23 protein-coding genes and 3 pseudogenes are annotated in these 26,453 nt (G+C 67.0%); 7 read left to right on the top strand and 19 right to left on the bottom strand.

Annotated elements, in window-relative coordinates:
* Positions 1–18 precede the first annotated feature (18 nt).
* The 3 genes and pseudogenes from ACIRPT_RS38365 to ACIRPT_RS38355 form a co-directional block, all read right to left on the bottom strand.
* Positions 19–732: a hypothetical protein gene (locus tag ACIRPT_RS38365; RefSeq protein WP_403836120.1), complete on the bottom strand. Its 714-nt coding sequence runs from the start codon at positions 730–732 to the stop codon at positions 19–21.
* A gap of 404 nt (positions 733–1,136) precedes the next feature.
* A pseudogene (locus ACIRPT_RS38360) lies at positions 1,137–1,872 on the bottom strand (IS5 family transposase); the annotation flags it as partial.
* A gap of 128 nt (positions 1,873–2,000) precedes the next feature.
* Positions 2,001–2,507: a hypothetical protein gene (locus ACIRPT_RS38355; protein WP_403836118.1), complete on the bottom strand. Its 507-nt coding sequence runs from the start codon at positions 2,505–2,507 to the stop codon at positions 2,001–2,003.
* Positions 2,508–2,870: 363 nt separating this feature from the next.
* Between ACIRPT_RS38355 and ACIRPT_RS38350 the strand changes: the two genes are divergently transcribed.
* The 6 genes from ACIRPT_RS38350 (at position 2,871) to ACIRPT_RS38325 (ending at position 7,792) form a co-directional block, all read left to right on the top strand.
* Entirely contained in the window at positions 2,871–3,167 is a 297-nt protein-coding gene (locus tag ACIRPT_RS38350) for an alpha/beta fold hydrolase (RefSeq protein WP_403836116.1), read from the top strand.
* Positions 3,168–3,419: 252 nt separating this feature from the next.
* Complete coding sequence (locus ACIRPT_RS38345) at positions 3,420–4,124, top strand: class I SAM-dependent methyltransferase (protein ID WP_403836114.1); 705 nt, start codon at positions 3,420–3,422, stop codon at positions 4,122–4,124.
* Between the two features lie 68 nt (positions 4,125–4,192).
* Complete coding sequence (locus ACIRPT_RS38340; protein WP_403836250.1) at positions 4,193–4,708, top strand: nitroreductase family protein; 516 nt, start codon at positions 4,193–4,195, stop codon at positions 4,706–4,708.
* The gene (locus ACIRPT_RS38335) at positions 4,677–5,030 is read left to right on the top strand and encodes a DUF6092 family protein (protein ID WP_403836112.1); all 354 of its coding nucleotides are present in this window, start codon (positions 4,677–4,679) and stop codon (positions 5,028–5,030) included. Before ACIRPT_RS38340 ends, ACIRPT_RS38335 begins: the two co-directional genes overlap by 32 nt.
* Positions 5,031–5,829: 799 nt before the next feature.
* Positions 5,830–6,924: a hypothetical protein gene (locus ACIRPT_RS38330; protein ID WP_403836110.1), complete on the top strand. Its 1,095-nt coding sequence runs from the start codon at positions 5,830–5,832 to the stop codon at positions 6,922–6,924.
* 493 nt (positions 6,925–7,417) lie between these two features.
* Positions 7,418–7,792, top strand: coding sequence for a hypothetical protein (locus ACIRPT_RS38325; RefSeq protein ID WP_403836108.1), 375 nt, complete (start codon positions 7,418–7,420; stop codon positions 7,790–7,792).
* A 172-nt stretch (positions 7,793–7,964) separates the two neighbouring features.
* Here the strand turns inward: ACIRPT_RS38325 and ACIRPT_RS38320 are convergent.
* The 10 genes and pseudogenes from ACIRPT_RS38320 to ACIRPT_RS38275 form a co-directional block, all read right to left on the bottom strand.
* A pseudogene (locus tag ACIRPT_RS38320) lies at positions 7,965–8,099 on the bottom strand (IS5/IS1182 family transposase); the annotation flags it as partial.
* A 63-nt stretch (positions 8,100–8,162) separates the two neighbouring features.
* Positions 8,163–8,909 (bottom strand): class I SAM-dependent methyltransferase, encoded by a 747-nt coding sequence (locus ACIRPT_RS38315; RefSeq protein WP_403836106.1) that lies wholly within the window; start codon positions 8,907–8,909, stop codon positions 8,163–8,165.
* Between the two features lie 219 nt (positions 8,910–9,128).
* Positions 9,129–9,515, bottom strand: a pseudogene (locus ACIRPT_RS38310) (FAD-dependent oxidoreductase); the annotation flags it as partial.
* 949 nt (positions 9,516–10,464) lie between these two features.
* Positions 10,465–11,973 carry an ATP-binding protein gene (locus ACIRPT_RS38305; protein ID WP_403836104.1) on the bottom strand — a complete coding sequence of 503 codons (1,509 nt, stop codon included), beginning with the start codon at positions 11,971–11,973 and terminating at the stop codon, positions 10,465–10,467.
* Positions 11,974–11,992: 19 nt separating this feature from the next.
* Positions 11,993–12,448 (bottom strand): DUF6238 family protein, encoded by a 456-nt coding sequence (locus ACIRPT_RS38300; RefSeq protein WP_403836102.1) that lies wholly within the window; start codon positions 12,446–12,448, stop codon positions 11,993–11,995.
* A gap of 45 nt (positions 12,449–12,493) precedes the next feature.
* Positions 12,494–13,963, bottom strand: coding sequence for an SCO6880 family protein (locus ACIRPT_RS38295; protein WP_403836100.1), 1,470 nt, complete (start codon positions 13,961–13,963; stop codon positions 12,494–12,496).
* A 94-nt stretch (positions 13,964–14,057) separates the two neighbouring features.
* Positions 14,058–15,452, bottom strand: coding sequence for an ATP-binding protein (locus ACIRPT_RS38290; RefSeq protein ID WP_403836098.1), 1,395 nt, complete (start codon positions 15,450–15,452; stop codon positions 14,058–14,060).
* Positions 15,453–15,483: 31 nt separating this feature from the next.
* Complete coding sequence (locus ACIRPT_RS38285; protein WP_403836096.1) at positions 15,484–16,173, bottom strand: hypothetical protein; 690 nt, start codon at positions 16,171–16,173, stop codon at positions 15,484–15,486.
* Positions 16,173–16,481 (bottom strand): DUF6112 family protein, encoded by a 309-nt coding sequence (locus tag ACIRPT_RS38280; protein WP_030068283.1) that lies wholly within the window; start codon positions 16,479–16,481, stop codon positions 16,173–16,175. Before ACIRPT_RS38280 ends, ACIRPT_RS38285 begins: the two co-directional genes overlap by 1 nt.
* 84 nt (positions 16,482–16,565) lie before the next feature.
* Entirely contained in the window at positions 16,566–17,687 is a 1,122-nt protein-coding gene (locus tag ACIRPT_RS38275; RefSeq protein WP_403836094.1) for a C40 family peptidase, read from the bottom strand.
* A 601-nt stretch (positions 17,688–18,288) separates the two neighbouring features.
* On the opposite strand from ACIRPT_RS38275, the gene ACIRPT_RS38270 reads away from it, so the two are divergent.
* A complete protein-coding gene (locus ACIRPT_RS38270) occupies positions 18,289–19,038 on the top strand; it encodes a DNA-methyltransferase (protein ID WP_403836092.1) in 750 nt (249 codons plus the stop codon).
* A gap of 95 nt (positions 19,039–19,133) precedes the next feature.
* Here the strand turns inward: ACIRPT_RS38270 and ACIRPT_RS38265 are convergent, their stop codons facing one another.
* The 6 genes from ACIRPT_RS38265 to ACIRPT_RS38240 form a co-directional block, all read right to left on the bottom strand.
* On the bottom strand, positions 19,134–20,051 hold the full coding sequence (locus ACIRPT_RS38265) for a DUF5655 domain-containing protein (RefSeq protein ID WP_403836090.1): 918 nt from the start codon (positions 20,049–20,051) through the stop codon (positions 19,134–19,136).
* A 369-nt stretch (positions 20,052–20,420) separates the two neighbouring features.
* Complete coding sequence (locus ACIRPT_RS38260) at positions 20,421–21,239, bottom strand: immunity 49 family protein (protein ID WP_403836088.1); 819 nt, start codon at positions 21,237–21,239, stop codon at positions 20,421–20,423.
* Between the two features lie 32 nt (positions 21,240–21,271).
* A complete protein-coding gene (locus ACIRPT_RS38255; RefSeq protein WP_403836086.1) occupies positions 21,272–22,132 on the bottom strand; it encodes an immunity 49 family protein in 861 nt (286 codons plus the stop codon).
* Between the two features lie 288 nt (positions 22,133–22,420).
* On the bottom strand, positions 22,421–23,260 hold the full coding sequence (locus ACIRPT_RS38250) for an immunity 49 family protein (protein WP_403836084.1): 840 nt from the start codon (positions 23,258–23,260) through the stop codon (positions 22,421–22,423).
* A 276-nt stretch (positions 23,261–23,536) separates the two neighbouring features.
* The gene (locus ACIRPT_RS38245; protein ID WP_403836082.1) at positions 23,537–24,406 is read right to left on the bottom strand and encodes an immunity 49 family protein; all 870 of its coding nucleotides are present in this window, start codon (positions 24,404–24,406) and stop codon (positions 23,537–23,539) included.
* 37 nt (positions 24,407–24,443) lie between these two features.
* Positions 24,444–26,453, bottom strand: a 2,010-nt coding sequence (locus ACIRPT_RS38240) for a hypothetical protein (RefSeq protein WP_403836080.1), incomplete at its 5' end; no start/stop codon positions are given.

Genomic DNA, 26,453 nt, shown 5'->3' with positions numbered 1-26,453 from the left:
TCCTTCGAGGCTGGGGCGTCAGCGGGCGCGGGCCGGCTGCTGGGTGGGGGTAGCCGGGCGGAAGGTGACGGTGGCGGCTGGCTGCTGCGGCAGGGCGACCCCGGCGCGGGCTGGGGAGATGGCGGTGGCGGCCTGAGCGCGGCGCTGCATCATCGACGACCTCGGGTCCCGACGCTCGTTGCCGGGCATCGAGTAGAAGGCGTCGAACGCGCGGCCGGTGTGCTCCAGCCGGGCCTCGACGTAACGCCGATCGCCTTCGCCGTGGAGCAGCAGTCCCTCGCGGGTACGTACGTCCGTGCCGACTGCGCGCAGCGTTCCCTCACGGTCACGGACCTGGTCGTGCACCACGATCTGAGCAGCCCGTATGTCCGCGTCGAGCGCGCGGGCGGAAGCGAAGGCCGCCTGCCCGGCGCTGTGCACCTGCGCGGCGGAACGATTCTCCAGTCGGCCAAGACTCTGGTGGGGGGTGAGCGGGGTGTGGGGGTTGAGCTCGTACGCAGCGTCGGAGGTGACGTGGTACTGCGCGGCCCGCAGGGACTGGACTGCCTGCTGTCCTCGGCGGGTTGGGTCGCGGTTCGGTTCGGTGAGGGCGTAGAGGTTGCTGCCGGGCAGCCGCTCGAAGCCGACCCGCCGCAGCATGTGGTCGGCGATGTGGTGTTCGTGCGAAGCCGCTGCCACGACGCCGAAGCGGCCGTGGTGGCTGACGGTGATGTGCGGACGTGTTTCCGCCACGAGAAGTGCACCTCGCAGGGGTTGGGGCCGTGCGGACGACGAGGATGCGGCCCAAAGACGGGTTTGGTGATGCCGGAAAAATGCGCTAGCGCGAGTGAGGCCGACGGTCGTGCCCATGCACATCGACCGGCGCCGCGCCGGCGCGATCGGCTTCAGCCATGACGGGTCCCAGCGCGATCACGAGCGGTCACCTGGCGTGCAGCACTCGTGCGGCGAGTCTCATCCAGGACGCTGAACGGGCCTGTGGCCAAAGGGATGTGGCTATGGGCGGCGTTGGCCTTCGCGGCGTCGATGTAGAGCTGGACGAGCCGAACGTGCGGCACGGCGGATGGTGGTCTGCAGACGCATGGGACGGATTCCTGATGCTTGGGAGGGCGGATGGCGGAGGGGTCAATTCCTTAGCGGTCGCGGCCGAAGCTGGCGGACCTGCCGCCTTTTCTGCCTTTGCGTCGCCGGTTGGCCCGTTGGTCCCTCGGTTCCGGGATCGTGTGCCGGATGTGGCGTCTTCGCAGGTAGCGGCGGTTTCGGCGGGAGCTGTATGCCTTGTCGCCGCTGACGTGCTCGGGCCGGGTCCGGGGCCGTCCGCCCAGCGGCCTGGGGGCCCGGATCCGGTCCAGGACCTCGACCATCTGCGGGGCGTCGCCCCACTGGCCCGGCGTGAGCAGAAGGGCCATGGGGCGGCAGCCGCCTTCGCCCGCGAGGTGGATCTTGCACGTCAGGCCGCCCCGGGACCGTCCGAGTCCCTCGTCGGGGCCGTGGTGCCGGGGCGTCGTTCTTTTTTCGGGACCCGCGGCTTGGCTTTGCGGGCGCCGGCCGCGTGCTGGTGGGCCCGGCAGGACGTCGAGTCGACTCCGACCATCGACCAGTCGATCCGGCCCGCGAGGTCGGCGTCGGCCTGGACCGACTGCAAAATCCGGTCCCAGGTGCCGTCCGCCGACCAGCGGCGATGCCGCTCATAGACGGTCTTCCACGGCCCGTAACGTTCCGGCAGGTCACGCCACGGAACACCGGTCCGGATCCGGAACGGGATCCCATTGATCACGGTGCGGGGGTCGTTCCACCGGCCGCCCCGCCACCCGGCGGAGGCAGATGCGGCTCCAGCAGAGACCACTCGCGATTCGTCAGATCCCCCCGACCCAACCAACGAGCGACCGGTCGGAAAGTCACATGATCCGCCGGACACCTCCTAGGGGCGGGGCGCCTTGCTCGAATGAGGCCGGGCCCCGCCCTTGGGACCTCTTTCCTTCCCGCTGCAAATCAGGCCTTTATTACCAGTTGATCACCTTGCGGTTATCGATGTTGACGGCCCATCCCTTGTTCCCCAGTGGGTCGTACAGAAAGTTGTAGCCCACATGCCCCGAGCTGGGCGGCAGCCGGAGGGAGACCCACTGGAACGGCTCTTCCTTCTGCCGGTACTGGCAGAGGATCTTGAAGGCCTCCTCAGGCGTCATCGTGACGGTGCCATGGATCGCCGAGTTCCCCAGGAACTCTTCCTGGTGAACCTCAATATCGTTGATCTCTCCCGTGCTCGTGTCACCGTCGGCCTCATACGACCACAGTTCCACCTCCTCCGGGCTTTCGTTGTCGGTAGGTGCGGGGAAGTCATTGAAGACGATCTTCCAATGCGTCACCTCCTCCATGTTCGTCGTCGGGCCGCTCGGGCACTCGCCCAAGAGGAGCATCAGCTCCTGAACCACACCCGGACGCTTCGAAGCCTCCTCCTTCACTCTCGCCCGCGCGCTTTCGGCCAAATCCCACAGACTCACCGCTGCCATATACCTCTCCTTGCTCTCAATGTGGTGCGACGCTCAAAGGATGCGCCCCGTGCCGGGCTCGCCGGGGATTCGACAGGCATTCATAACCCGAGCGAGTGAAGGGAAGTAGAGGCTGGTCCGCCTTTCAACGCCGCAGGCGGCGAGAAGCCCCTTGCCCCTATTCCGTGCCGAAATAAATCTTGGATCTGACCGGCATGTCAGGTCAAAAGGGCGTGCCGGTCACGTATTCACGCTCGGACACTGTGTCAAATTCCTTCGTAGATTCCGCTTGGTTGGCTTCGGAGCATGAAGCGGTCCACGGAGGGGCTCTGTTTGGAATGGTCTCCGATATGTGGTGCGCATCGGACGCTCTACAGAAATTCAGTGGGCGGACGACGAGGCGGCCTCGGTCTGCCACCCGGCGGCATCAGCGGCGTGCGGGGCCTTTGCTTCACCGGCGAACACGCCGCTTTCGTTCCACCAGCCCTCAGCCGCGAAGTCGCCGCGACGATCGAGGACTGCCGGTTCACCCTCATCCGCGCAACCGACCACCTCGCCCACCTCGAACGCGGCGAGGAGTACGCCAGGCTCATCGCCGCATACTTCACCGACCAGCCCCTCGACGCCCTCGACTTCCTCACCCCCTCGAAAGCCCCTTCCTCACCCCACGCCACCCCATGACGTCGACCAGGCCCACGGGAAGATCCGCACACACGCTCCGGCAGCCGGTGGTGTTGGGGCTCAATGGCGGTGTAGTCCAGGAAGTCGACGACAACGAGAGCTTGCCCCGGCCCCGGCGCTTGGGCGAGGCCGGACTGCACGCGACCCCAAGGACCGATGGGGGCGCCATCTGAGGCAGATCGGCCACGGGTCGGTGTGTGAACGGCTGCGGGCGGGGACGGATGCGACGTCCTGTAGACGGCGGGAGGCCCATTGGTTCAGCAATACGACGCGATCGCGGTGCGGGATGCCGATATCGAGCGCGTGATGGGCCCCTACCGGAAGCGGGTGGAGATGCCTTCGTTGCTGCGGGCGCTGGGACCGGTCGAGGGCGCGTGCGTGCTGGACGTCGGGTGCGGCTCCGGTGAGTACACGCGGATGCTGAGACGACAGGGAGCATCCCAGGTCGTGGAGGTGGACGTGTCTGCGCCGATGGTCGCCGAGGCGCGGCGCGCGGAGGAACGGGAGCCCGTGGGGGTGCGTTACGAGGTGCACGACTTTGCCACTCTGCCGGTTCTGGGCGAGTTTTCGGCAGCGGTCGCCGTCGCGGTTCTCCACTACGCTGACAACCGTCGCACCCTAGCGCGGATGTGTGAGCGCATCTGCGCCAACCTCGCCCCCTCGGGCCGACTTCTCGCACTGGTGGGCAATCCGCAGAGGCCCACGGACATCCCGCTGGCGAATGGCTTTCTTGTGCACCGCCCCATGCACATCCGGGACGCGGACACGTACACGATCTCCGTACCCACACTCCCCCCGACCGCATTGCACGTGCACTACTGGGCCTGCAGAACGCTTGAGGACGTCCTTCTCTCCTCGGGGTTCGCCGACGTTGTCCGGGAGCCGCTGCAGGGCCTGGCCGACGGGGACGGTGGCGACGAGCCGGTGAACCTACTCCTGAGCGCACGCAAGGGGTAGCAGTGGGCGAACGGCAACCGGAACCGGATACGCAGGCACAGCCTGCCCCTGTCTCCTGCGGGGAGGCCCTGGCAGTCATCCGCACGCGCGGGGCCGTGCGCTCGTATACCACCGAACCGGTTGGCGACGAGGTGCTCGAATCCCTGTTGGAGGCGATGCTGGCGGCTCCATCGGCGTCCAACAAACAGGCATGGGCTTTTCTGGCCGTGCGCGAACCGAAACGGGTGCGGCGCATCCGAGCCTTCGCGCCCGGGATCATCGGTCTGCCCCCGCTCGTCCTGGTCGCCTGCATCGATCGGGCGCGGATGACGGGCGACCCCCACCTGCGCGACGCCGGCTCCCTGTGCGTGGCCATGGCGGTGGAGAACTTCCTGCTCGCCGCACACGCGCAGGGCCTGGGAGGCTGCCCGGTGAGCAGCTTTTTGCCCGAACCCGTCCAGATGCTCCTGGACCTGCCCAGCCACCTCGAACCCGTCCTGCTGGTCCCCGTCGGCCGACCTGCCCAGCCCCTCCGGCCTTCCCCTCGCCGCGCACGACAGGAGGTGGTCTGCCATGAATCCTGGCACCCCCCGCACCCCGGATGACCACAGCCATCAGGCCCAGGAAGAGTTGGCTCTGCTGGCCGCCTACTTCCTCAGCAGCGCCCGCCGGCTCCTGCAGGAGCCCCCCTACTACGCCCTCTACCGGCTGATGGACGGCGCCCGCCGCGTCCTTGCGCTGTACACGGACGAAGGCGGCAACTCTCCCGAGCTGGCCTCGGTACGCGCCAGCCTGGACGACCTCATGCATCAGGCACCCACGGAGGAACGCGACTACGCTGCCCTCCTTGACGACATGTGCCGGCAGACGGCCACCGCCCTCCAGCTGCCTTCACCCCAGACCGCCGCGACTGCTCCGCCTCCCTGAAACGCTCTCGCCGGGTCGCGCCCCGGCCCCGGGGCGCTGCCGACTGAATTCCTCTTGTGGCCAGCTCGTCGCCAACGGGGGCGCAGCTGCATACAGCTGCCCGGGGAGGAGTTGGGCAGGCATGGGAGGATCTGATGTCCTCTCACGCTGTCCTGAGCGGCGTTCTCGGCGCTCCGCGCTACGCGTACCACAGCACCTGCGGGCACGCTCTCCGACGCTCCTTGCCCTCGATCGGGCCGCCCCAGAGATCACTCGAATAGCCGCGTACACATACGAACAAAATTGCGGCGCGCCACGCCAAGGGCTTACCTGATCAAGGACTGCAAACCATCCGGCGTCGCGTGAACGCCTTCAGCACAGCACTCAAGACCTGGCGACCGTCACTGTTCACGGCCGTCACCCGCCTCCGGGGCAGGGAGACGTCCAGTCTCCTCCGTTACCGAAGCATGCGGCGATTCTCGCGAGCAAAGATCGCTGTGCTGAGCATCGCATGGGAGGCACCGTCATGCACCGGGCTGAACGACGCGGCACCCGCACGGACCGCACAGCGAGCAAAGGTACCGCTGATACGCACATCGCCACCGTCCACCACCACCGGAACGCCCCTTACCCACACGTCCAGTTGAGCCGGCTCAGCGCGGGAGGCGGACTACACTCCCTTCCCGGTGTCGCGGGTGCGCACTTCGTCCCCCTCCTCACCACGGCAGGCGTCGGCACGGGACACCGGCAAGAGAAGCAGAACCGGCAGGAGGAGAGGCTCCGCCACGCGTCGGCGCGCGCTGGGCGCAAGCTCGCGCGCGTGGCCACGCTCCTCGGCAACAGCCATCCGGCAGACAGCGGCGGCGCGCTCTGCCTCCAGGTGGGGAACGAGGAGAACATCGTCGTCTTCTCCCAGGCTCACTTCGGCCGACGGCGGCACCACTTCCTCCACTTCCAAGGCGTCACGGCGGTACCCGGCGGCGGTACCAGTAGCCTCAACCAGATCAACCTGCTGACGGGCCCCTGCTTGTTCAGCGGGCGGGCCATGCGGTTCATCGACGCCTCCGGCGGGGAACCCAACCTCCTGTCGGCCAGACGGAAGCCCCTGTCCCACCGCCTCACCCACCTGTGGGCAGATCAGGACCTCTCGCTGTACGAGTACGAGTCCGTCCTGCGGCAGAGCCGGGTCGTCGCCGATGTGACCTCCGCCCTTCCGCCCACAGCACCCCTGACCATCACGATCGACATTCCGCGCGTCCAGTACTACCTCTACCTGCTGGACGCCTTCAGCCACGGTATGGCAAGCCCCGACCTGGCCTTGGAGTGGTTCCACCTCGTCGATGTGCGACACGCCCGTATGGCCGCGTTTTTCCGGGACCGCCTGCTCGCCGAACTCGCGGGCGTCCTCCGCGGCGACATTACGCTGCGCGAATCCGACCCCCTGGGCGCGGTCGGCGCCTGCATACGCGAGGCCGTCGCCAGGAATACCTTGCCCCGGCTGGAAGACCTCCTGGACGAGTTGGCCGCCACCGGCGACCCGGTCTGGAAGCTGCTGCTGGAAGTCCAACCGCCCCGGGACCTGGAAGCGCTCGGTACCGCTAGCTACGTCGTCGAGGAACTACGCGCAGCCGCCGTACACGAGGACAGCGGACCGAACCTCGGAATCCTGGTTGAGAACTATCCGGAGTGGAAGATCCTCCACCAGACCGACCGTCTCCTCGACCGCATCAAAAAGATCGGCCGCCAGACCAGCCCTGGGAACCTGCTCGGCATGTACCCGCTGGAACGCCTGATCAACGTCAACCCCTCCGGACAGCCAGAGCACCTGTACTTCCTCGACCCCGGCCGCCACGCCCTCGACGAGCGAGGCAACGCACTGAACCTCTTCGACATCGTCGATTCGCTCTATGAGTGATCAACGCCTCCGAGGCAGCTGAAGTCCCGGCGATTTCATGGCCGACGCTTCTGCTTGGTCCACCGCAGCCCGGTTTTGCCTGGTCCGGGACGTTCTCCCTGACACCATGTCCAGCGCCGGACGGCCTCTGTCGCGCCGTCCACTCACGCATCGCTCACCCATGGCGGACTGCTGACCTGCGGTTCCGCGCTCGTTCCGGACGGCAGCGCGGCCCTTCTTGTGTGGGCTAGGTACACCGAGCCGCCCAACACCTCGTCTTCATATACGGAATTCAGGCCAGCTCAGCAGCGAGGCTACGAAGAGGGACAAGCTCCAGGGAGTCTCCGCGCGACGCAGACTGCATCAACTCCGTGACAACGACGAGCTGTGCGATGCGTCCAGGCTCCGACGTCAGGACCGGGAAGGTCTCGCGGACGCGGTCTGCGAATCCAGGGGCGAGCAGCGAGTAGGCCAGCAACATGGCGGCGGCGTATCCGACTGGGGAGCCCATTCGGTGATCCGTGGGGCGGGAAGGTCGAGGAAGCGCGCCCTCGCCACCGATGGCCGCACCGCCATCAGCGCCTACCGCGACCCCGACACGGATACGACCACCATCGCCCACGACGGCGCCATCCTTGGCCGCCTCGAACTGTCCGGCGGCTACTTCGGCGGCCCCTCCAGCAGCGTAGACACCACCCACCCCATCATCGGCTCCCTCACTGTGGCCGGCTTCGATGCCTCCGACGCCTGCGAACCCACCGGCGAAGCCGACACCGAAGAGCCCGGAGGCTGCCTCATCCTCGCCGTACGCGACCTGACCGGCATAACCCTCACCGCAGCCGACTTCCAGGACCCCTGGACCGGTGCCCTCCCCCGCACAGCCTCCTAACCCGGGGCCTAAAACCACCTTGTAGATCAGGTGAAGCGCGGGCAAGCCCGATGAGCTGTTAGCCGATCACCAGGGCCACGGGGGAAACTAGGCCCGACCGGAACCCCTGCAAACACCAGAGGGAAGAGCCAACACTGGTGGGCGCTGCGACGCACCCCGGAACAGCGCACGTGCCGGTCCTCTGGCGGAAGAAGATGCCGTTGATCACCCTGCGATGGCTCTTCCGACGTCCGTCCCGCCCTACGCTTCTCGGCAGCTGTGGCTCCGGCAGAGCCCACTCTGCCTTTGACGGATCACCCCGCCTCACACGGACCCGAACGACAGGGCCGCGGCTTGGTCACCGGACCCGTCGGACACTGCCCAGCACGGTTTACGACAGGTGAGCGCGGTAAACCAAGGTGTGGTAGGGCATCTCAAAGCTGGCATGCTCTTCCCTGCAGACCCGGCTGCGGATCAGCCGCTCGATCTCCCGTTCCAAAGCAACCTGCTGGGAAGCCTTCGCCGTGATGTAGTACGAGTGCGTCCGGTAGAAGTTGATGAGTGCGGCCAGTGTGCGCGTCACGGCGTGCGGGAAAAGCCTCCGGACGGCCGGCATGAACATCGGCTCCAGGACGGGATCACTGACCTCGCCCTTTTCTGTACCGTCATAGCGGCTGAGGATGGCTGTCAGCGCAGCCACCCATGGTTCTCCCTCATCTTTGACGTTCCACATGAGTACGACAGCTCCGCCGGGCTTGAGCACGCGGGCGATCTCAGGGTGTGCCCGGCCGGTGTCGAACCAGTGGTAGGCCTCGCCCACAACGACAGCGTCCACGCTGCTGTCCTGCAAGGGAATGTCCTCGCCACTCCCCGGAAGGATCTGTACCCCAGTCGTTGCTTGCCGAAAATACGCCCGCATCTGCGAGTCCGGTTCCACCGCAGTGCAGTGGTGGCCGAGTTCCACCAGCTGGCGTGTGACGATGCCCGTCCCCGCCGCCAGGTCAGCTACGTGCAGGGAATCCGTGCCCAGCGCCCACTTCAGAGCCGCCTCCGCATACCGCGGGCGGTAGCGGTCGTACAGGGCAGCAACTTCACCAAAAGACTGACAAAAGCTCGGGGAGGCCGACACTGCTTCCATTTTTCGCGTTCTCCGAAGATCTTGGCGAACACCGTCCAGACCCTTTTTAGCCGAGCCCACTCTCGATCAGGCAGATCGCCCCGCCCCATACCGGACCGAACGACCCCTCACTGGGCCCGCAATCCGGCCCACCGGACAGCACACCTGGACCGTGTCCGACGGAACCGGTGACCGAGCCGCCGCCCTGTCGTTCGGGTCCGTGTGAGGCGGGGTGATCCGTCAAATGCAGAGTGGGCTCTGCCGGAGCCACAGCTGCCGAGAAGCGTCGGGCACCTTCTTCATGCGGGCGAAGGTCGGCCACGGCGCGGCGGTGACCGTCTCCTTGTACTTCGCGGCCCGCTTGCCGGTCAGCACGATCCGGCGCGGGCTGTCGTCGGGGTGGGTGAACTGCACGACGGCGTCGTTCCTGCCCAGGCTGACGGGTGTGTGGTAGTAGCCGAAGCGGAAGGGCCTGGGCTCCTTGCCGGCCAGTACCCGCAGGATCGAGAGGGCCGCGTGCACGCCGGTGGGCATGCCGCCCTGGCAGGTCCCGTGCATCACGCCGTAGCCCTGACGGATCGCCGCCGCGTCGCCCACCGCGTACACGTCCGGATGGGAGACCGAGCGCGGCCGATCGCCAAGGTTGAAAGTCAATGTACGTTATCACAACGCAGTCATACTGAGGCTGGATCGTTACCCTCTATTCCTCCTCAGATGTAATGCGGCCCTAACTCTCGCTGTTGTGTAATCAACACAGCGTCATAGCAGGCGCGTTGGGATCCCAACAACTCATCGCAATATGCCTCGAAAGGAATTGACCCAACGTGAATCTCAATGACCCTGGCGCTCAGGCGAGGGGCCCTCGATACTGGAGCACGCGCACGGCTCGGTGGTTCTACCGCCATCGAGACATCGTGGCGCTGAACACGCTGCGTGGAGCGTCATACGCAGCGGGGACCAGCCTTGTCGGTCTGATCGTCTGGTGGGTCGAATCCCACTACTGAGCCGATCGTGCCGCTGGAGGTGGGCTTGGCAAGGCCCACCTCCAGCGATCTGTGTTGACGGCTCACGTCTCCCTAACGGCGGGCGTGAAGGTCGCTCCCTTGCCTTCTCCCATCTCAATTAGTCGTTCAAGTAAGAGGCCGCCCGCGGGGTGCTGATCGAGATGTCCAAGGGGATGGGCTGTCTTCAGCCCTACCTGCCCGCGCCCGGCGATCCGGTTCCCGGACCACCACCCGGGAACAACTGGGGCAGCAGATTCTCCGTCGCCGGATCACCCCGATCGGCGACGGGGGCCTGCCCCCCTTGGCCTCGTTCTCCGTGCCGCGGGCGCGCTAATCCACTGCGGGTGAGCGTTGAGTGCCATCGAGGGAGGGCCGGCAGCGGCGGCGGAGAGCGCCATGACGGTGGACAATTTGGTGACGAAGCACTTGGACAGCGGCATCTCCACATGGTGATGATCTGCACCGCTCCCTCTGATCCTCCAGCGCTCTACGGTGCGGGCGTGTATGTCATGGTCGGAGCCGAAGTGCGGCTTCGACTCCCTCCGCGGCGTGAGCCCGGCCAGCGGATGCGCTCAGGCGGACATCCGGGCGTCTGTGTCGAACAACTCGCGTTCGCGCGGATGGAGGAGATGTTGAGTAATGAACGACCTGCCTGCGACTTTCCACAGGCCCCGGCCCTTGGTGAGGGCGGCCACGGCCTGCGTTTCCACGCCGGTCAGTCCCAGTAGCGCTGCGGCGGAGGTGAGTTGGTCGGCTTCCTGGCGGTAGATGATGCGGGTCGAGCAGTCGGTGAGCAGACCCTCGGCCAGTGCCCGGCCCCGGGAGCCGGCATCGCCTGCGGTCAGCAGATCGCTCAGGCGGTGGATCACCATGAGGTTGGCGATGCCAAGACCACGTGAGAGCTTCCATTGGCTTTGCATGCGCTCCAGCAGGGCGACGTGCCGCATGACGCGCCATGCCTCGTCGTAGATCACCCAGCGCCGCCCGCCGGTGGGGTCGGCGAGCGCGGACTCCATCCATGCCGAGGCGCAGGTCATGGCCAGGACGAGCGCGGTGTCGTCGCCGGCCCCGCCCAGCCGCGAGAGGTCGATGGACAGCATCGGCGCGCTGGGGTCGAAGGACACGGTGCTGGGGGCGTCGAACATTCCGGCCAGGTCACCGTGGACGAGCCTGCGCAGTGCGTGGGCGAGGTCTTCGGCTGCGTGTCCGAGGCGGCCGGACAGCTCGCCGAGCGCGGAGTCGAGCCGGTCGGGGGAGCCGAGTACGTGCGCGACGTCGCCCAGTAGCGGGGTGGTGCCGTTCGCCTCAGCATGCGCGACGGCCTGATCGAGGGCGACGTCGAGAGCGGTGTGCTCCATCGGGTGCAGATCCCGCCGCAGGACCGTCTTCGCGAGTGAACCAAGAAGAAGAAGGCGCCGCTTGCGGACCTCATTGGCCCAGTCCTCCTCACCGACGCCGTGCGGCCTGGCAGGCGCATCCAGAGGGTTGAGCCGTCCGGGCAGGCCGGGGCCGAGGGCGATGGTCTGGCCACCCAGCTCCTGGGCGACAACGGTCCACTCGCCCTTGGGATCGCAGGGGACGTAGATCCGGTAGCCGAAGGCCACAGCCCGCAGAGCGAGGGACTTGGCCAGGGCGGACTTACCCATGCCGATGATCCCGGCAAGCAAGATGTTCGGATTCGTGAATCCGTCGAGACGCCCGTACAGCGCGAACGGGTCGTACGTGAATGCCGCCTCGGCATGGACATCGCGTCCGATGTAGATCCCTTGGGCGCCGAGGCCACCCTCGGCGAGGAAGGGGTAGGCGCCGGATGCGGTGGCGGTCGTCATGCGGTGGGCGGGGAGCTTGAGGCGGCCGCCGCGGGCGGAGTGCGGGCCGGGTCGGCCGGCGGCTGGGTAGGTGGCCCGCAGCTCGGGGTCGATGCCGGGTTCGGCACGGCGGGCTTGGGGACGCGCGGCATGGCGGGCTTGATCGCGGGCGGTGACGAACTGGTCACGTGCGGCGCGGGCGGTGCGGCGGTCGCTTTTGCGGGGGACGAACAGCGGGCTGGCGCTGGCGCGGTCGCGGGTGTGGGTGGGCATGACGGGGTGCTCCAGCAGGTCAGTGGCGGGTCAGGCCGGTGAACGGGTCGCGCAGATCGGCCGGCGTGTGGTCACGGCGGACGTGTGCGGCGGTGGCCAGGTGGCGCTGGCAAATGGTCAGTTCGGGCGCGCCTTCGGGGAGCCGGGCCCGGCACGCCTCCCGCGTGGGATGGCGGTCGGCGCCGCGGTGAGGGGCTGAGTGGTAGGCGTCGTGGAGGTGTTCGGCGGCTTGCCACAGGCGGACTCGGCAGGCTCGCAGGTGATCGCCCTCGGCCTCGGCCACCGGAGTGGTGCGGGCGGCGTGGGTGTCGAGCAGGCCGTACAGGGCGGTGAGGTGGGCGTGGAGGGCGTCCAGCTCGGTGCGGTGTGCGGCCATCGGCCCGGCGGGGAGGTTGATCGCCCGGTGGAAGTCGAGCGCCGCGGTGGCGAACGGGACGAAGTCCGCGGCCAGGTCGGGCAGGGGATCGGTCGGCATGGGAGTGGCCCTTCGGTTGAGCGCGATGGGTGGTGCTGGAAGGCGCTAGGGGCGGGCCAGCGGGAGGGCGGCGTTGGTGAAGGCTTCGGCCTGCTGCCAGGTCAGCAGCCGCAGATCGAGCAGGGCGGCGACAGCGGCCGTTTCGATGGCGGCGCAGGCGGAGTCGAGTTCGTCGTCGGTGTCGGCGCTGACGGTGAGCAGGCCGGTCAGGGCGACGTCGGCGTGGCCGGCGATCAGCTGGCGTTCGCGCTGCTTGATGTCGGCGTACTCGACGGAGTCCTCTTCGGAGTCGACCTGGCCCTTGCGCTGCCGCTCGGCGGCATCGGCGATCACGGTGGCCTTCTTGCGCTGCACGTCCTTGAGCGCGGCGTCCAGCCCCTTGGGGGCGTAGGTCAGCGACAGGGTGCGGCGCACCCCGGAGGTGAACAGGAGCTGGTGCAGGAAGCCGGGGGAGGTTTCGATGCGGGGCCAGTTCTCGATCCAGTACGTGGCATGGCGGGCGGAGTCGGTCTGGATCCGGTCGGCCTTCTCCACCAGAACGACCGGGCCGGCAGCCGCTGGGTCGGCCTGGGGGCGGCCTGCCTCGGACCACTGGTCCAGGGCTGGGGATGCCTTGGGGTCGTAGGCGGTGCGGATCACGGCGGCGATCTCGCTTGCCCCCAGCCAGCCGCTGGGCATGAGACCGGAGTTGCGGGCGGCCTGGTCGAAGGTGGAGGTGAGTTGGGACAGGACGGCGAAGGCGCCGGTGAGTCCGCCGCCGGCCTGGTTGATTAGGCGCCGGGCGGCCTTGAGATCGAGCGCGAGAGCGACGTACGCCTCGTGCGGGGCCGCGGCGGGACCGGCGGCGGCCAGCAGGTCGCTGTAGATGGGTCCGGCGAGGTGGGTGTCGGCGTTGCCGTGCTCGCTCCAGTAGCGGTTGAGTGCATCGCCGGAGTCGGGCACGGTCCGCTCCAGCACCTGGACCCGAGCGATGTGCCCGGAACGGGAGAGGGCGGCCAGGGTGCGGCCCCAGCCTGCGACGTTGCTGGTCTGGGTTGCCGGGTCGAGCAGGGCGAAGGCGCGGGAGGAAACCTTCACCACGGCGGTCAGGGTGCCGTGGTGCGGATCGTGCACCGCACCGAACCGGCCGTCCGGGGAGGTGACCACCCGCAGGGAGGCGGCTGTGCCGGGCAGGTGGAGCAGGCCCTCGCGTCGCGGTCGGCGGGAGGGGCGGGCGAGCCAGATGAGCTGGCCCTTGAAACGCCGCAGCGCATAGCGCAGGGCGATGGGTGCCCAGTCGGCGAGGGACCGTCCGCGGTGGCGGATGAAGACCCCCGCCAGGATGACTGCCCACAGCGGGATGAGCTTGAGCGCACCGGTGACGCCGGATTGCATCAGCACCGCGAGCAGGGCCAAGCCGGTGAGGGTGACGACGATGAGCTGGGCGACCGAGAGGCCGAGCAGTACGCCGCGGCGTGAGCGGTGGGGGAACTTCACGGTGACCGGTCCGTCAGGCAGAGAAGCGTCGGGATGCATGGCAAGGCCGTCCTTGGAACGTGGAGAAGGAAGGAAGAAGAGGCGGGGGCGGGCGGGCCGAGCGCGGCAGGCGCCCGCCCCCGTCAGATGAGGGCTACGAGCCCGATCCACCCGGTGGCTTGGGGTAGGTCCACCGCTGCGGAGTGCTGCCGCCCTGCGGAGGAGGCCCGCTTGCCGGTGGCGGACTGCTGGGCCGTGGCGCAGGCGGGTCCATCCGTGTACTCGCCGCGGCCGAGGCGCCCTGGGGCACCGGCGCGGAGGAGACCGGCGCAGTGGCCGCTCCCGCGCCTGAGGTGGCCGTCTGGCCGGGGCGCTGGATCAGGGGTTGGCCGCGGTCGCCGTCCGTGGGAGGCCGTTGGATCAGCGCTCGGCCCTTGTCGCCGGTGGCGTTGGGGTCCTCGCCGTAGCGGAAGCGGGTCTGCTTTGTCTTTCCGCCACCGCTTGAGCCGCCGGTTGGGTCGATGCCGGAGGCGACACCGTCCGTGCCCTGGCCCGGCACCTTCGACGGGCCCTGCGGAGCGGGTGTCCCGGTGCCCGCCTGCATGGCGAGCTGGCCTGCGGTCTTGGCCGCACCCGCCGCCACCGCCATGCCTGCCACGCCGGTGCGGTGCAGGTCATCGTGGCCCCCGCCATCCGCGGCCCAGTGGATGAACTTGTAGGTGGCGTAGGGGCAGAGCATCACCAGGACCATCACGACGATGCCCGCGATCGCATCCGACAGGGCAGCGAGCCCACCGTGCGAGTCGGACTTGCCCATGGCCGAGACGCCCAGCAAGAACACGATCGTCATCAGCAGTTTGCTGACGATCAGGGTGGCCGTGGCCTCGGTCCAGCCGCGGCGCCAGCGCCGGGCCACTTCCCAGCCGCCGCCGGCCCCGGCGAAGATGGCCAAGGTGACGAGGACGAGGATGCCGACCTTGCGGGCGACCATCACGGCCCAGTACAAGAACGCCCCGATCGCGCAGCCGAGCGCGATGATCGAGGGGACACCCCAGCCCAGGCCATACATCGCCCCCAGCTCGTTGACCTTGATTATGCGGCGGACCGCGTCATCGACGGAACTGTTGGCGGCTTTGAACAGACCGGCACTGAGCGCGTCGACCACGGTGATGGCGACGGTGGTGCAGGCGATGGCGGCGAAGGCGAAGAAGACGCCCACCATGGTCCCGAACGCGGCCTGGGCAAGGGCACGTTCGTCCCTGCGCCAGGCAGCACGGGTCAGCTGCAGGCAGAACGTGCCCACCGTCAGGATCAACCCGATCGGCAACAGCAGTTCGTAGTTGTTGCGGAACCACTCGGCGTTCAGGTCGATGGCGGTGGTCTGGTCGACCGCCTTGGACGCGAGGTCGGCCGCGGACTGGGCCACCTCGCCCATCGACTTGGCGATCCAGGCACCGATGCCGTCGGTGACCGCCTCGCCGGTGGAGCTGACAACGCCGCCGACGGCGTCGCAGACCGTATTCATCAGAGGAAGGTCGCAGGCTCCCATCAGGGCACCTCCTTCTCCGGGATCAGGGCGCTCATGGCGCGGCGTTGGGCAGGACGGCCGCCAGCGCGCAGTCCTGGTGCGGACGGCACTGGACGGCGAGGGTCATCGAACGGGCCTCGGCACCGGCTCCCGAGCCCTTCCAAGCCAGGGTCTGGTTGCCGGTGACCGTGACGGCGTAGAGGTACGCCTCGGTGATCGCACCGGGATCCTGAGCCAGCGCGGTCTTGAACGCCTGCGGGAAGTGACCCTCGCCGACGGTGGCGCTCGCGTGCTGGCGGTTGTCGTGCATCCGCGCCCACAGCACCGGGCTGGGCACCTGGTCCGTGATGGACTTCCAGTCGGCGTACTTCTTCTCGCCGCTCATCCACCGCTTCAGCCCGGCCAGATGCTCGGCCTGGGAAAAGGCGCGGGTGTCGTACGTCCACAGGACCTTCGTGGCCGCCTTGGCGAACTCGATCGGATCGCTCGTCTTCGGAGGATCCGCGACAGCGACATGCTTGCCGTCAGTCGCCTCGGGTGAGGGCGACGGCTCCTGGGCGGATGTCGATGGTGGGGAGGGCTTGGCCGAGGCTGGGCTGTCCGTACGGTTGAGATACGCGACCAGGCCGGCGACGGCCAGCAGCACGGCGAGGGCGATGCCGCCGATCAGCGAGCGCCGCAGGACCGAGGTCGGTTCTGAGTACGTGCGCTCCTCGGCATTGCGGAGACGTTTTTTCGGCATCAGTGAACCTGCGTTCCCATGGCGGAGAAGAACGCGACGATGCCGTTTGCGGCGCCCAGCAGCAGGGCGCATCCAGCGGCGATGGCTGTGCCCTTCTTGCCGTTCTGCTCGGCCTGGTGGCCGCCGCTGTGGTGGCCCCAGGCCCAGACGACCGCGGAGATGACCAAGGCGCCGACCGTGGCGATGATGCCGAACAGGTTGATGCTGCCTATCACGTTCTTCAGGACATCGAGACCGGGGAGCCCGCCCTGCTTCGGCGTGACGCCGGGGTTGTAGGCCAGGTACTGGGCGTGCTGCATGAGCTTCATGGGAACTCCAGTGCGAATATGGGCATGCGAAAGCCCGAAGGGGGAGAAAGGGGGAAGGAGGGAGAGAGGAGAGGAAAGGGCCGGTCAGGCGACCCGGCGGGCGGCGAGGATGTCCGGCCGCCAGGAGGCGAGGGTCGAGATCTTGACCACGTCGCCGGTTCGCGGGGCCTGCAGTACCAGCCCCTGGCCGATGAACATCCCGACGTGTTCCGGCACAGCGGCACTGCCGCGGGTGAAGAGCAGATCACCAGGCTTGAGGGCATCGACGCTGACCGCCTTACCCTCCTTGACCTGCGTGTACGTGGTCCGGGAAATCGAGACCCCACCGGCCTTATACGACGCCTGCATCAACGACGAGCAATCACAACGACCCATCGGATCCTGACCTCGCGGCTCGGTACAGCTGCCACCCCACTGATACGCAGTGCCGAGCTGACCGAGCCCCCAACGGATCGCCGTACGAACCGACTTGGGCGCATCAGCCGGAATCTTGTAGCCCTTGGGGACGGACCCGGCCGGGATCGGGCCGAACCCGCTCCCATCGCCTCCCGTCCCACATCCACCAGAGGAGACCTCCGGCTCGGCTTCCTTGCCAGAACTGCCCTTGGCGGGGAGGTTCTTGGCGACGGCCTTCTGCAGCGCCGTGGCCAGCGGTTCCCACTTGGCATAGGCGTCCGGGAACCCGCTCGCCTGGACCGCCTGCGCGGCCTGGGCGACGGTCATCGACTGCCAGCCCGAGACCTTCAACAGCCCCTCGTAGAACTTCGTCGAGGCATGCACCGGATCCCGGACCTGCTGCGCGGTACCCCAGCCCTGACTGGGACGCTGCTGGAACAAGCCGAGAGAATCCCGGTCGCCGTAGTCCAAGTTCCGCAGCCCCGACTCCTGCAAAGCAGTCGCCAGCGCAACAATCTGCCCGCGAGGGGGCACCTTCATCGCGACACCGGTGGCCAGGATCGTCTTGGCGTTCGGTATCTGCTCCTTCGGGCTGTCCAACCCCGCAACGGACACCGAACCCTTGCTACCGCCCTTCAGGATCGACTCCACATGTTCGGCCACGGCCTTGGCATCCACCGCACCAGCACCACCGGCGTCGCCGCAGGCGGCCTGGGCGTTGCTGGCACCGGCCAGGGCGACGGCAATGGGCGCAATCAGCAGCAACGGGGCGAGGACGACGCCCCCGGCTATCGCGGCGACCTTCTTCACAGCCGACCACCGGACGCTCGGCGTATCCAGATATCCGGCTCGGGGGAGGGGCGTGCCTGGGCATGCTGCATCGCAGCTCCTTACTCGTAGGCAGCGTGGTGCCGGCGTTCTCGTCGAAAAGGCCACCGGCACCACACCGGTTAAACACTCGAAAGTCCCCGAAGGGAGGGCCGCGCTTCGGAGCTGCTAACTCCGAAGCGCCAGCCCTTTCATTGCATGCGGCAGCCAGCCGCGCTCGTAATCTCAGGCACCACACGGTGAAATCCTCTCCTCGCATCCGTCAGGGCTTTCACGAGGGCAGAGCGGGCCGCCAATTGGACGAGGCAACACGCATCAGCACAGCTCAACAGGGCTGGAACCAGGGCCCGTCCTGCGAACACGCCGAGACTGTAGAGACAAAATCCGGCCACACCAAACGAGCCTGATCATGAAAGGAACGAACAGATCACGTCATTGGGTGTGGCCGGAGGAAAGGAGTTAACCTCCAGCCCACTGCCCGCCTAGGCAGCCGTCCATGCGGTTGCCTGAGCAGCCCTGATTCACATATCCCAGTCCGCGGATATGCGCATGTGGCTGTCCTTCGGAAAGAGAGATCCGCCGAATGTCGTCGTACACCCTGCATCGAGGCGATGCGCTCACCGTCCTCAAGTCCCTCCCGGACGAGAGCGTCGACGCCGTCATCACCGACCCGCCCTACAACTCCGGCGGACGCACCAGCTCCGAACGCACCGCCCGCACCGCACGAGCGAAGTACACCAGCGGCGATGCCCGCCACGACCTCGCCAACTTCCCCGGCGAAAATCGCGACCAACGCTCCTACCGGGCCTGGCTGACCGAACTGCTCACCGAGGCATACCGCGCCAGCACCGAACACGCCGTCGTCATGGTCTTTTCCGACTGGAGGCAGGACCCCACCACCTCCGACGCCCTGCAGATGGCCGGCTGGACCTGGTCGGGCACCATCTCGTGGATCAAGCCGTCCTCACGGCCCCGCAAGGGCGGGCCAAAGCAGGACTCCGAGTTCATCCTCTGGGGCGTCAAGGGCACCCTCGACAACACCCGGGACCTCTACCTGCCCGGCCACTACATTGCCTCCCAGCCCCGCAAGGACCGCGTCCACATCACTCAGAAGCCCGTCGAGGTCATGCAGCAGCTCGTTCAGGTCTGCCCGCCCGGCGGCACCATCCTCGACCCCTTCACCGGCTCCGGATCCACCGGCATCGCCGCGCTAAAGGAGGGGCGCAACTTCGTCGGCGTCGAACTGTCCGACCACTACGCCGGCATCGCCGAACAGCGCCTTCAAAGTGTCCTGACCCAGGACGAATTCGCACTCGCGGGACCCGAGGAATGAGAGCGGCGCGCCCCAACAGACCGGGGCAGGACACAGAAGAAGGGCGGTTGTGCCATCGAAAGCCCGATGACGCAACCGCCCTCGGCAGTTCGAGTTCAGCCCACCTCGACGCTCCGCCGGATGAGGTCACCTGCTCGTGCGAGATCCTGGCGCGATCTGATGCGCACCTCGACGCCGTCCTTGATTCCTAGGCAGCCCAGGCCACGGACGTCCCGGGAGAAACCCTCCTCCAACTCCACAGCATCCGGATCCAGCTTCAGGTTGACCACCACCATGCGGTTCCGCGGCTGGACACGCACCGTGGCGACATTCTTGATCCGCCGATAGGCGACGTAGTGCAGCTGCGGCTCCTTCTGCACATCCCCATGCGACAAGAGCACCTCGTCAAGGTCCGCGTACAGATCCTGAAGATCCTGCGGCGACTCGTCCAAGTACTGCTGAACCGACTTCGGTGAAACCGCACTGGAGACTCGAGAGGCGGCAGGAGCCCTTCCCCGGCCCGGAGCCGCGGCGCCAGCAACGGAAGCGACCAACTGCAGCGTCAGCACATCGTCGAAGACCCGGTAGCTCACCAGGTCGATGCGGCGGCCGATCATCTCGATGGCCACTGTGTCGTGGTGAGTGAAGTCGCCGGCGATGCAGACGAGTCGGGGATTGCTCCAGTCGATAGCCTCGGCCGTCTCGGTGCCCAGCTTCTCCTTGACCAGGCTCTCAAACTCATGGTGGTGGTCATGGAGCCACGACAGATACGACAACGCCTGATTCGTGACGTTCTGATCGCGGGAGCGCTTGTACTCCACGATGACCGGCGTCCCATTCTCATCCAAACCCAGAGAGTCGATCCGGCCCCGGTGCCGACCCGTCGCGTACTCGCTGACCAGGAACCGGATGCCAAGCATCGCCTCCATATTGGCCTCGATCAGCGACTGCAGATGACGCTCCAGCGCCACAGACGATCCCGGAATCTCCGTGGCCTGCCCACCGCTCACCCTGAACGCCTTCAAGCTGCTCATACGCCTCCCCCGGCTCCACTGCGATCACTGCAAACGAACAATCGAGCTCAGGAGGCATTTATTCCGGGTGGGGCCTCGGCGCCGGCGAATATCACGCCCCAGTGACTTCGCGCAGCGCGGCCCAGAGGACGCCCCATCCCGCTCGCCCACGCCGGGACCTGGTGTTCGTCAACGGTGCAGCGACCCGGCGCGGACCGGGCGGAATATCACTAATGCGAACGCCACGGCCGACCCGAGGCATGGCACCGCTCCCAGCAGATCGAGGTGTCCGCGGCCGCACTCAAGCCGGGATTGCTTGGTTCGCGACCACTGGCCAGGGACCGTGTTGCCGCCCGGGAGATCGTGGCCGTCGCCTGACGGTGTGCCTGCTTACGTGGGGAACTCTCCGCACCAGTTGCGCTTGATGAGGACGGCGGGCAGGTATTCGGACTCGACCTCGATGGGGATGCCCGCGTCGTGGGCGATACAGGCCATGGCGAGGGGCGCGAGGGCGACGAGGCCCGAGATCTGGAAGGCTCGCTCCTCCTCGCTCCAGTACTCCTTGTGCCACTGGAGGGCGTTGGCCAGCGCCCGGTTGAAGCCGTCCCGGTCCTTGCGGATGAAGCGGTGGAACATCTCCATTGGGGGGTACAGCAACTTGCCCACCGTCTCAGGGTCGTCGACACCTTCCGGTTCGGTGGCGTCAACCGCAGTCACCAGCTTTGGGACGAGGTCCTGACCTCCGAGCCAATAGGTCTGGAGAGTGTCGATCCAGGCGTAGTCGTACTCCCCGAAGCGCGAGCCGTTCTCTCGCAGCATGGACAGCGGCACCCGGCAGAGGGCTGTGATCCTGTCCTTCTCCCGGCACACCACCGCCAGGTAGAAGGCACTGAGCCAGGACCCCGGGTGCACGTACCACTGCGGGCCGGTGGCCCGGAGCGTGCGGTCCTTGTGCGCGATGCGGCACTGCACGTGTTCTTCGGTCGTGGTCGCGGCGGCGAACAGGGCGGAGCCGACCTGCATCGCATTCACCCAGGCGTCCCACGTGGGGTAGATCGCGGCCCGCGGGTCCATCAGGCAGTGTGCCTCCGCCAGAGTGAGCGTGGCGCCCAGGGCATCGCCCAGACGGGTGGAGCGTTCCTCCAACCCGTCGATCAGCTCCTGTGCGTTCTCCTGGAGCACGGCGATGCCTTCCACAGCGTTTCCCATGGGGAAGGGATGGCGGGACACGTTCGTATGTCTCACGTGGGGAACTCGCCGAGCCAACCGCGCCGCAGAAGATGCTTGGGCAGGTACTCCGACTCGACCTCGATCGGGATCTCCCCGTCGTAGGCGAGGCAGGCAACGGCGAGCGGGCCCAGAGCGATACGACCGTCGGGGTCCGTCGCCCGGTCCTCGTCGGCGGTCCAGTACGCCTTGTGCAGCTCCAGCGCCTCCACCAAAGCCTGGTTGAAGCCCTGTTCATCTTTGGTGACGAAGCGGTGGAAGAGGTTGATCGGTGGGTAGAGCACGGCCTGCAGCAGGGGTCGGGGAGTGACCGAAGCCGCGTCTGGGTGCGACGTCTCGATCGCGGCGATGAGCTTGTCCACCACACCCGGCCGCTGCAACCAGTACGTCTGCAGGACGTCCACCCAGTGGTAGATGTACTCGTAGTACGCCCCCTCTGGCGAACGGAGGCGGTCAAGCGGGATCTCGCACAGCTCCGTCATCCGCTTCTGGTCCCGGCACACAACCGCCAACCAGAACGACGTCAGCCAGTTACCCGCGTCAGCGAAAGAACTCGGACCGAGCGCTGGGATATTGCGTAGCTCCCGGTCGATTCGGCACTCGACAGTGCCCTCGCTCACGCCTGCCGCGGCGAACATTGCAGAGCCCAGCTGCATCGCGTTGACGACCGCTTCCCACGTCTCCAGCTCCGCGGATCGCGGATCGATCGTGCAGCGGGCTTGCAGGTACAGAAGAGCGGTATTGAACGTAGAGTCGATCATCTCCGAGGACTGCTCAAGTTCGTCGATATCCTCCAGAAGGTCCTGGCCCAGCTCCTGCGCCCATTCCGCAGCATTGGGGCCTGGCGCACCATGCCGGGCGACAGTAACGGTCACGGAAGACTCCTTGATTGCACGCCCGTATGGGCGACACAGCGACCTGTCAAACCTCCAGCCGTCCTGCGGCCGGGCGTGACTGTTCGCCGGTGCCTGGGCCGCTACCGCCTGCTGATGTCGCCTGTGTGGGCAGCGTCGAGGAGGCCCGGAACTCAAAGCCGCCGCGAGCTCTCTCGGGGCCATCACTCACGTCATCAATGCTCAGGTCATCTACTTCCGCCGACGCCGCGACACTGCGGCTGACTCCCGGCCACTGGCCCGCGAGGTGGCGGGGCGCGCTTGTGTGTCTCACGTGTCGAACTCGCCCAGCCAGGAACGATCCAGGAGCCGGATGGGCAGGTACTCGGATTCGACCTCGATCGGGATGCCGGCGTCGTAGGCGAGGCATGCCATGGCCAGTGGCCCCAGGGCGAGGTAGCCGGCGATGTCATCGGAGCGGTCTTCCCGGTTCCAGTACGTCTTATGGAGTTCGAGCGCCTCCGCGAGCGCCTGGTTGAAGCCCTCGTGATCCTTGCGAATGAACTGGTAGAAGAGGTGGATTGGTGGATACAGGATGCACTGGAGGAGGTCGCGAGGCGCGATCGTTGCGACGTCCGGGTCGGACATCTCTATCGTCGTCGTCAGCTTCTCGGCGAGTCCTGGCTCCTCGCGCCAGTATGTCTGGAGGCTGTCGACCCAGTGGTAGACGTACTCGTCACCCTGTGCTCCAGACGCCCGTAGGAGATCGAGCGGCACCTGGCACATGGCGTCCATACGTGCTTGGTCACGGCAGATGATGACGAACCAGAGCGTGGTCAGCCAGTTCCCGGCGTTCGCGTAGAACTGCGGCCCCGTCGCCTGGATGGTGCGAATTTCATCCGTGATGCGTGCTTCGATCGGTCCGTCGGCCGCCGCAGCGGCGAAGGCTGCCGTACCGACCTGCATCGCGGAGACAGTGGCCAGCCAGGTCGGGAGTCGGTTACCCCGGGGGTTGAGTGCCTGGTGCACCTGCACTTGCAGAAGCGCCTCGTTCAGCGCCACGCCGAAGACGGCCGACGACGCATCCAGGCCCCGGACGCTGTCCTCGAGATCTTCGGCCAGGCGCTCAACAGCCTCCTCGTCGGCCGAGGGGCTGCCCTGTCGCGCCACCGTCAAATTCTCCTGTCACTCAAAGCCACGGAGAGGGGGTTAGGCGCCCAGACCGAGCTGGGTTGCCGCCGAACGGCGGCAAACAGGGGCAGAACCGCCCCCCCCGTGGCCGGCGCACTCATGGGGAGGGAGCACAACGCTCACATCGGTGGTCGTGGCGGCCGCCCTTGGGGTCGGTGTTGTCGCCCATCCCCGCACGAATTTCCTTGGCCGTCATCGCGCGGTAGGTGAAGTGCTACTTGGGCGGCACGAGTTCTGCGATCGGCCGGTCGTAGCTCAAGCGTCGACCTCGCCGACCCAGCCGAACTGCAGAAGCTCTTTGGGCAGGTACTCAGAATCGACCTCGATCGGGAAGTCGTTGTCGTAGGCCATGCATGCAATGGCGAGAGGGGCGAGGGCCACCAGGCCATCGCCGTCCAGGGATCGCGCTTCGTCGCTGGTCCAGTACTGCTTGTGCCAGGTGAGGAATTCGGTCAGCGAGGCGTTGAATTTCTCGGTCTCCCCGCGGTTGTAGAGCTGGAAAAGCTCGAGCGGCGGATAAAGGATCTTCAGCAACGTCTCCGCGTCGGCGATCCGGGCAACCTGGGGGCTGGCGCCGTCAATCGCCTCGACCAGCTTGTTCCACATATCGTCCGCCCGGCGGAACCAATAGCTTTGCAGGGCCTCCACCCAGCTGTAGACGTACTCGTCGAACACGGCGCCGGACTCACGGAGGAAAGACACTGGCACCTGCATGAGCCTGTCGAGGCGCTCGTTCTCACGGCAGATCGTTGCCAGGTAGACCGAGGTGAGCCAAGCCCCCGCGTGCGTGTAGGAGGTTGGTCCGGTCGCCGGGAGATGCTTCGCTTCCCCGGCGATCCCGATGCGGCATGGCACGGGGCCTTCCGCCGCCATAGCCGAATCAAACAGCGCGGAGCCGACTTGCATGGCCGTGACCCACGCCTCCCATGTCTCCAACTTCGTTGCCTGAGGGTCGGCCGCGCAGCATGACATGGCCACGTGCAAGGTGCAGTCGAGGGCCCGGGAGCGGGACATCTCCGATTGTTCAAGGCGATCGATGACCCGGCTGGTGCTCTCCATGAGCGCTGCCATGTCCTCCTGGGTTGCCTCTGCCGGGAAGTCATGGCGGGGAACGCTCGTGACCACTGAATCTCTCCTCTAGGTAGAACTTGAAGTGCTTCAGCTAGTAGACCTTGAAGTGCTCCAGCACGGAACCATCGTAGACGCCCCCTTTCTCCTTCCCCTTGACCAGGACGTACTGCAGCTTCCCGTCCTCGAGTGCATCGATGAGCGCTTCTGCGAGTTTCCTGTCCTTGCCGCCTCGCTTCCACATCTCGTGGAAGATCGTCTGGAGGTACGGCTTGGTGCCTTGCTTGACCATCATGTTCGCAGCTGGCCCAGCACCAAGGCGGGGAGGATTGAGATCCGCCTTCGGCCCCTTTTCCTCGACGACGAGGTAGCTGCCATCGTCGAGCTTATAAAGGTCGTCGAGCATGTTGGCGCCATTAGGTGTCTTCGGAAGTCGGATCCATTCGGGGTTCTTATCCTTGAACAGCGTCGGGATGGCGTGGCGCCTGGCCGCCATCTCTCCAAGCTTCTCGGAGTGCTTACTGTTGTTGGGCACGTCACCGAGCTGATCATGATAGGCCTTCTGTGCGGCTTCGAGAACGCCCTTATTTTCGGCCGACGGATTCTCCTTGAATTCCCTCACCGCGTTGGTGAGATCCACGCTCACCCTGCTGTTCTTCGCCGCCTCATTAAGCTTCGGAAGGTGCGCGGAATCAGCGGAATCCGGCTTGAGCGGAGTCCGGCCGTGCTTGACCTCAGACGGTCCGTGCGGCAGATCGTACTTGGCTACAAAACTGCCATCGGGAAGTTTCTTCAGGATGGGCAGCTCGACGCCGTCCACCTTTACAGCCTTTTCCCAACGATGGCCGTCGCTGGCCCGATAGTACTTGTCGCGCCACTCGGGGTTGTTGTTAGCCAACCACACATGCCTGTCTTGGAGCTTCTTCCGCTCGGCCGCAGTCAGCTCTCGCTCTCCGACGTTGCCGTGATCGCCCGTCCCAGTGCTCGCGTCCGCATGGTTCGTGGGCGCGTCCGCGCCATCGCCCGCGTGCCCCGCTCCATCCGCCGCGTCGTCTGCGCCGTGAGCTGCGTCGTCCAGGCTCCCTGCGCTCGGGGTTTCCGGATGACCGGAGCCCGGGAGACCATTGTCGGCCGTCGAGCCGCCAGGGAGGTCGCGGCCGCCGCCCGCAGACGGGGAGTTTGGGCCGGTGCCGCCTGTGGACGGCGTATCCGTGTGGCCGCCTCCGGTCGTGGGGGTGTTGTCGCCGGTCCGGCCTGCTCCGCCTGCCCCGTTGTCCAGGTTGTTCGTGGGCAAGTGGGTGCCCGCGTTGCCGCCCGGGGCGCCATGGTCGCCGACGTAGCCCATAGGGGTGTTGTCGTGCGGGCCAGCGCCGCCGTGGCTAGCACGGCCCGAGCCGGGGATTTCCGAGCCGACGCGTGTGAAGTCGTCGCCCCGTCCGCCGACGCCGGCCGGGACCCGCTGTTCCTGGCGGGCCGGGGTCTCGACCTGTGGGTTGTCGGTGCCCGTGGTGCGTGGGGCGGGGTTCTCCTGGTGGGCATCCTCGGCGCGCTGGAAGAGGCTGCCGTCCGCGTTGTAGAGGTCGCCTCTGGGGACCATGTACTTGCCGTTGAATGGGTTCTTTACAGTCCCCGGCGGGAAGGTGACCGTGTCCTTGGGCAGTTCGATGCTGCCGTCGGGGAGTTTGGTCGCCCCTTCCGGGACGGCAGTGCCCTTGGGCAGCTGGATCGTGCCGTCCGGCATCTCGACGGCGCCTTCGGGCAGGCTGTAGGCGCCCTCGGAGATCTTCGGGACCTTGACGTGGCCGAGGTCCTTGAGGCGGGCCATTACGTCGCTGACCTTTGACAGGGTCGCGCCCGCGCCCTTGATGGCGTAGGTCATCGGGTCGACGGCGCTGCCGACCTTGCTGACGGTGGCCAGTCCCTTGGCGAGTGCGCCGGCCTTGCCTGCGCCCTCCACGGCGGCGCCGCCGCCGCGGGTGAAGACGGCGGTCACGACGTTGAAGGAGACGGCGCCGGCGGCCCGGGAGCCGTTCGTTTCCCATTGGTCCCAGGCCACAAAGGCCTTGCCGGTATCGAGCACCGCGGTTCGCGAGTCCCGCAGCCA

The sequence above is a fragment of the Streptomyces sp. NPDC101227 genome, from assembly GCF_044767545.1.
In the GTDB taxonomy this organism is placed as follows: domain Bacteria; phylum Actinomycetota; class Actinomycetes; order Streptomycetales; family Streptomycetaceae; genus Streptomyces.
Note: the sequence above shows the minus strand (reverse complement) of the source record. Positions and strands in the feature narration are given on the sequence as shown.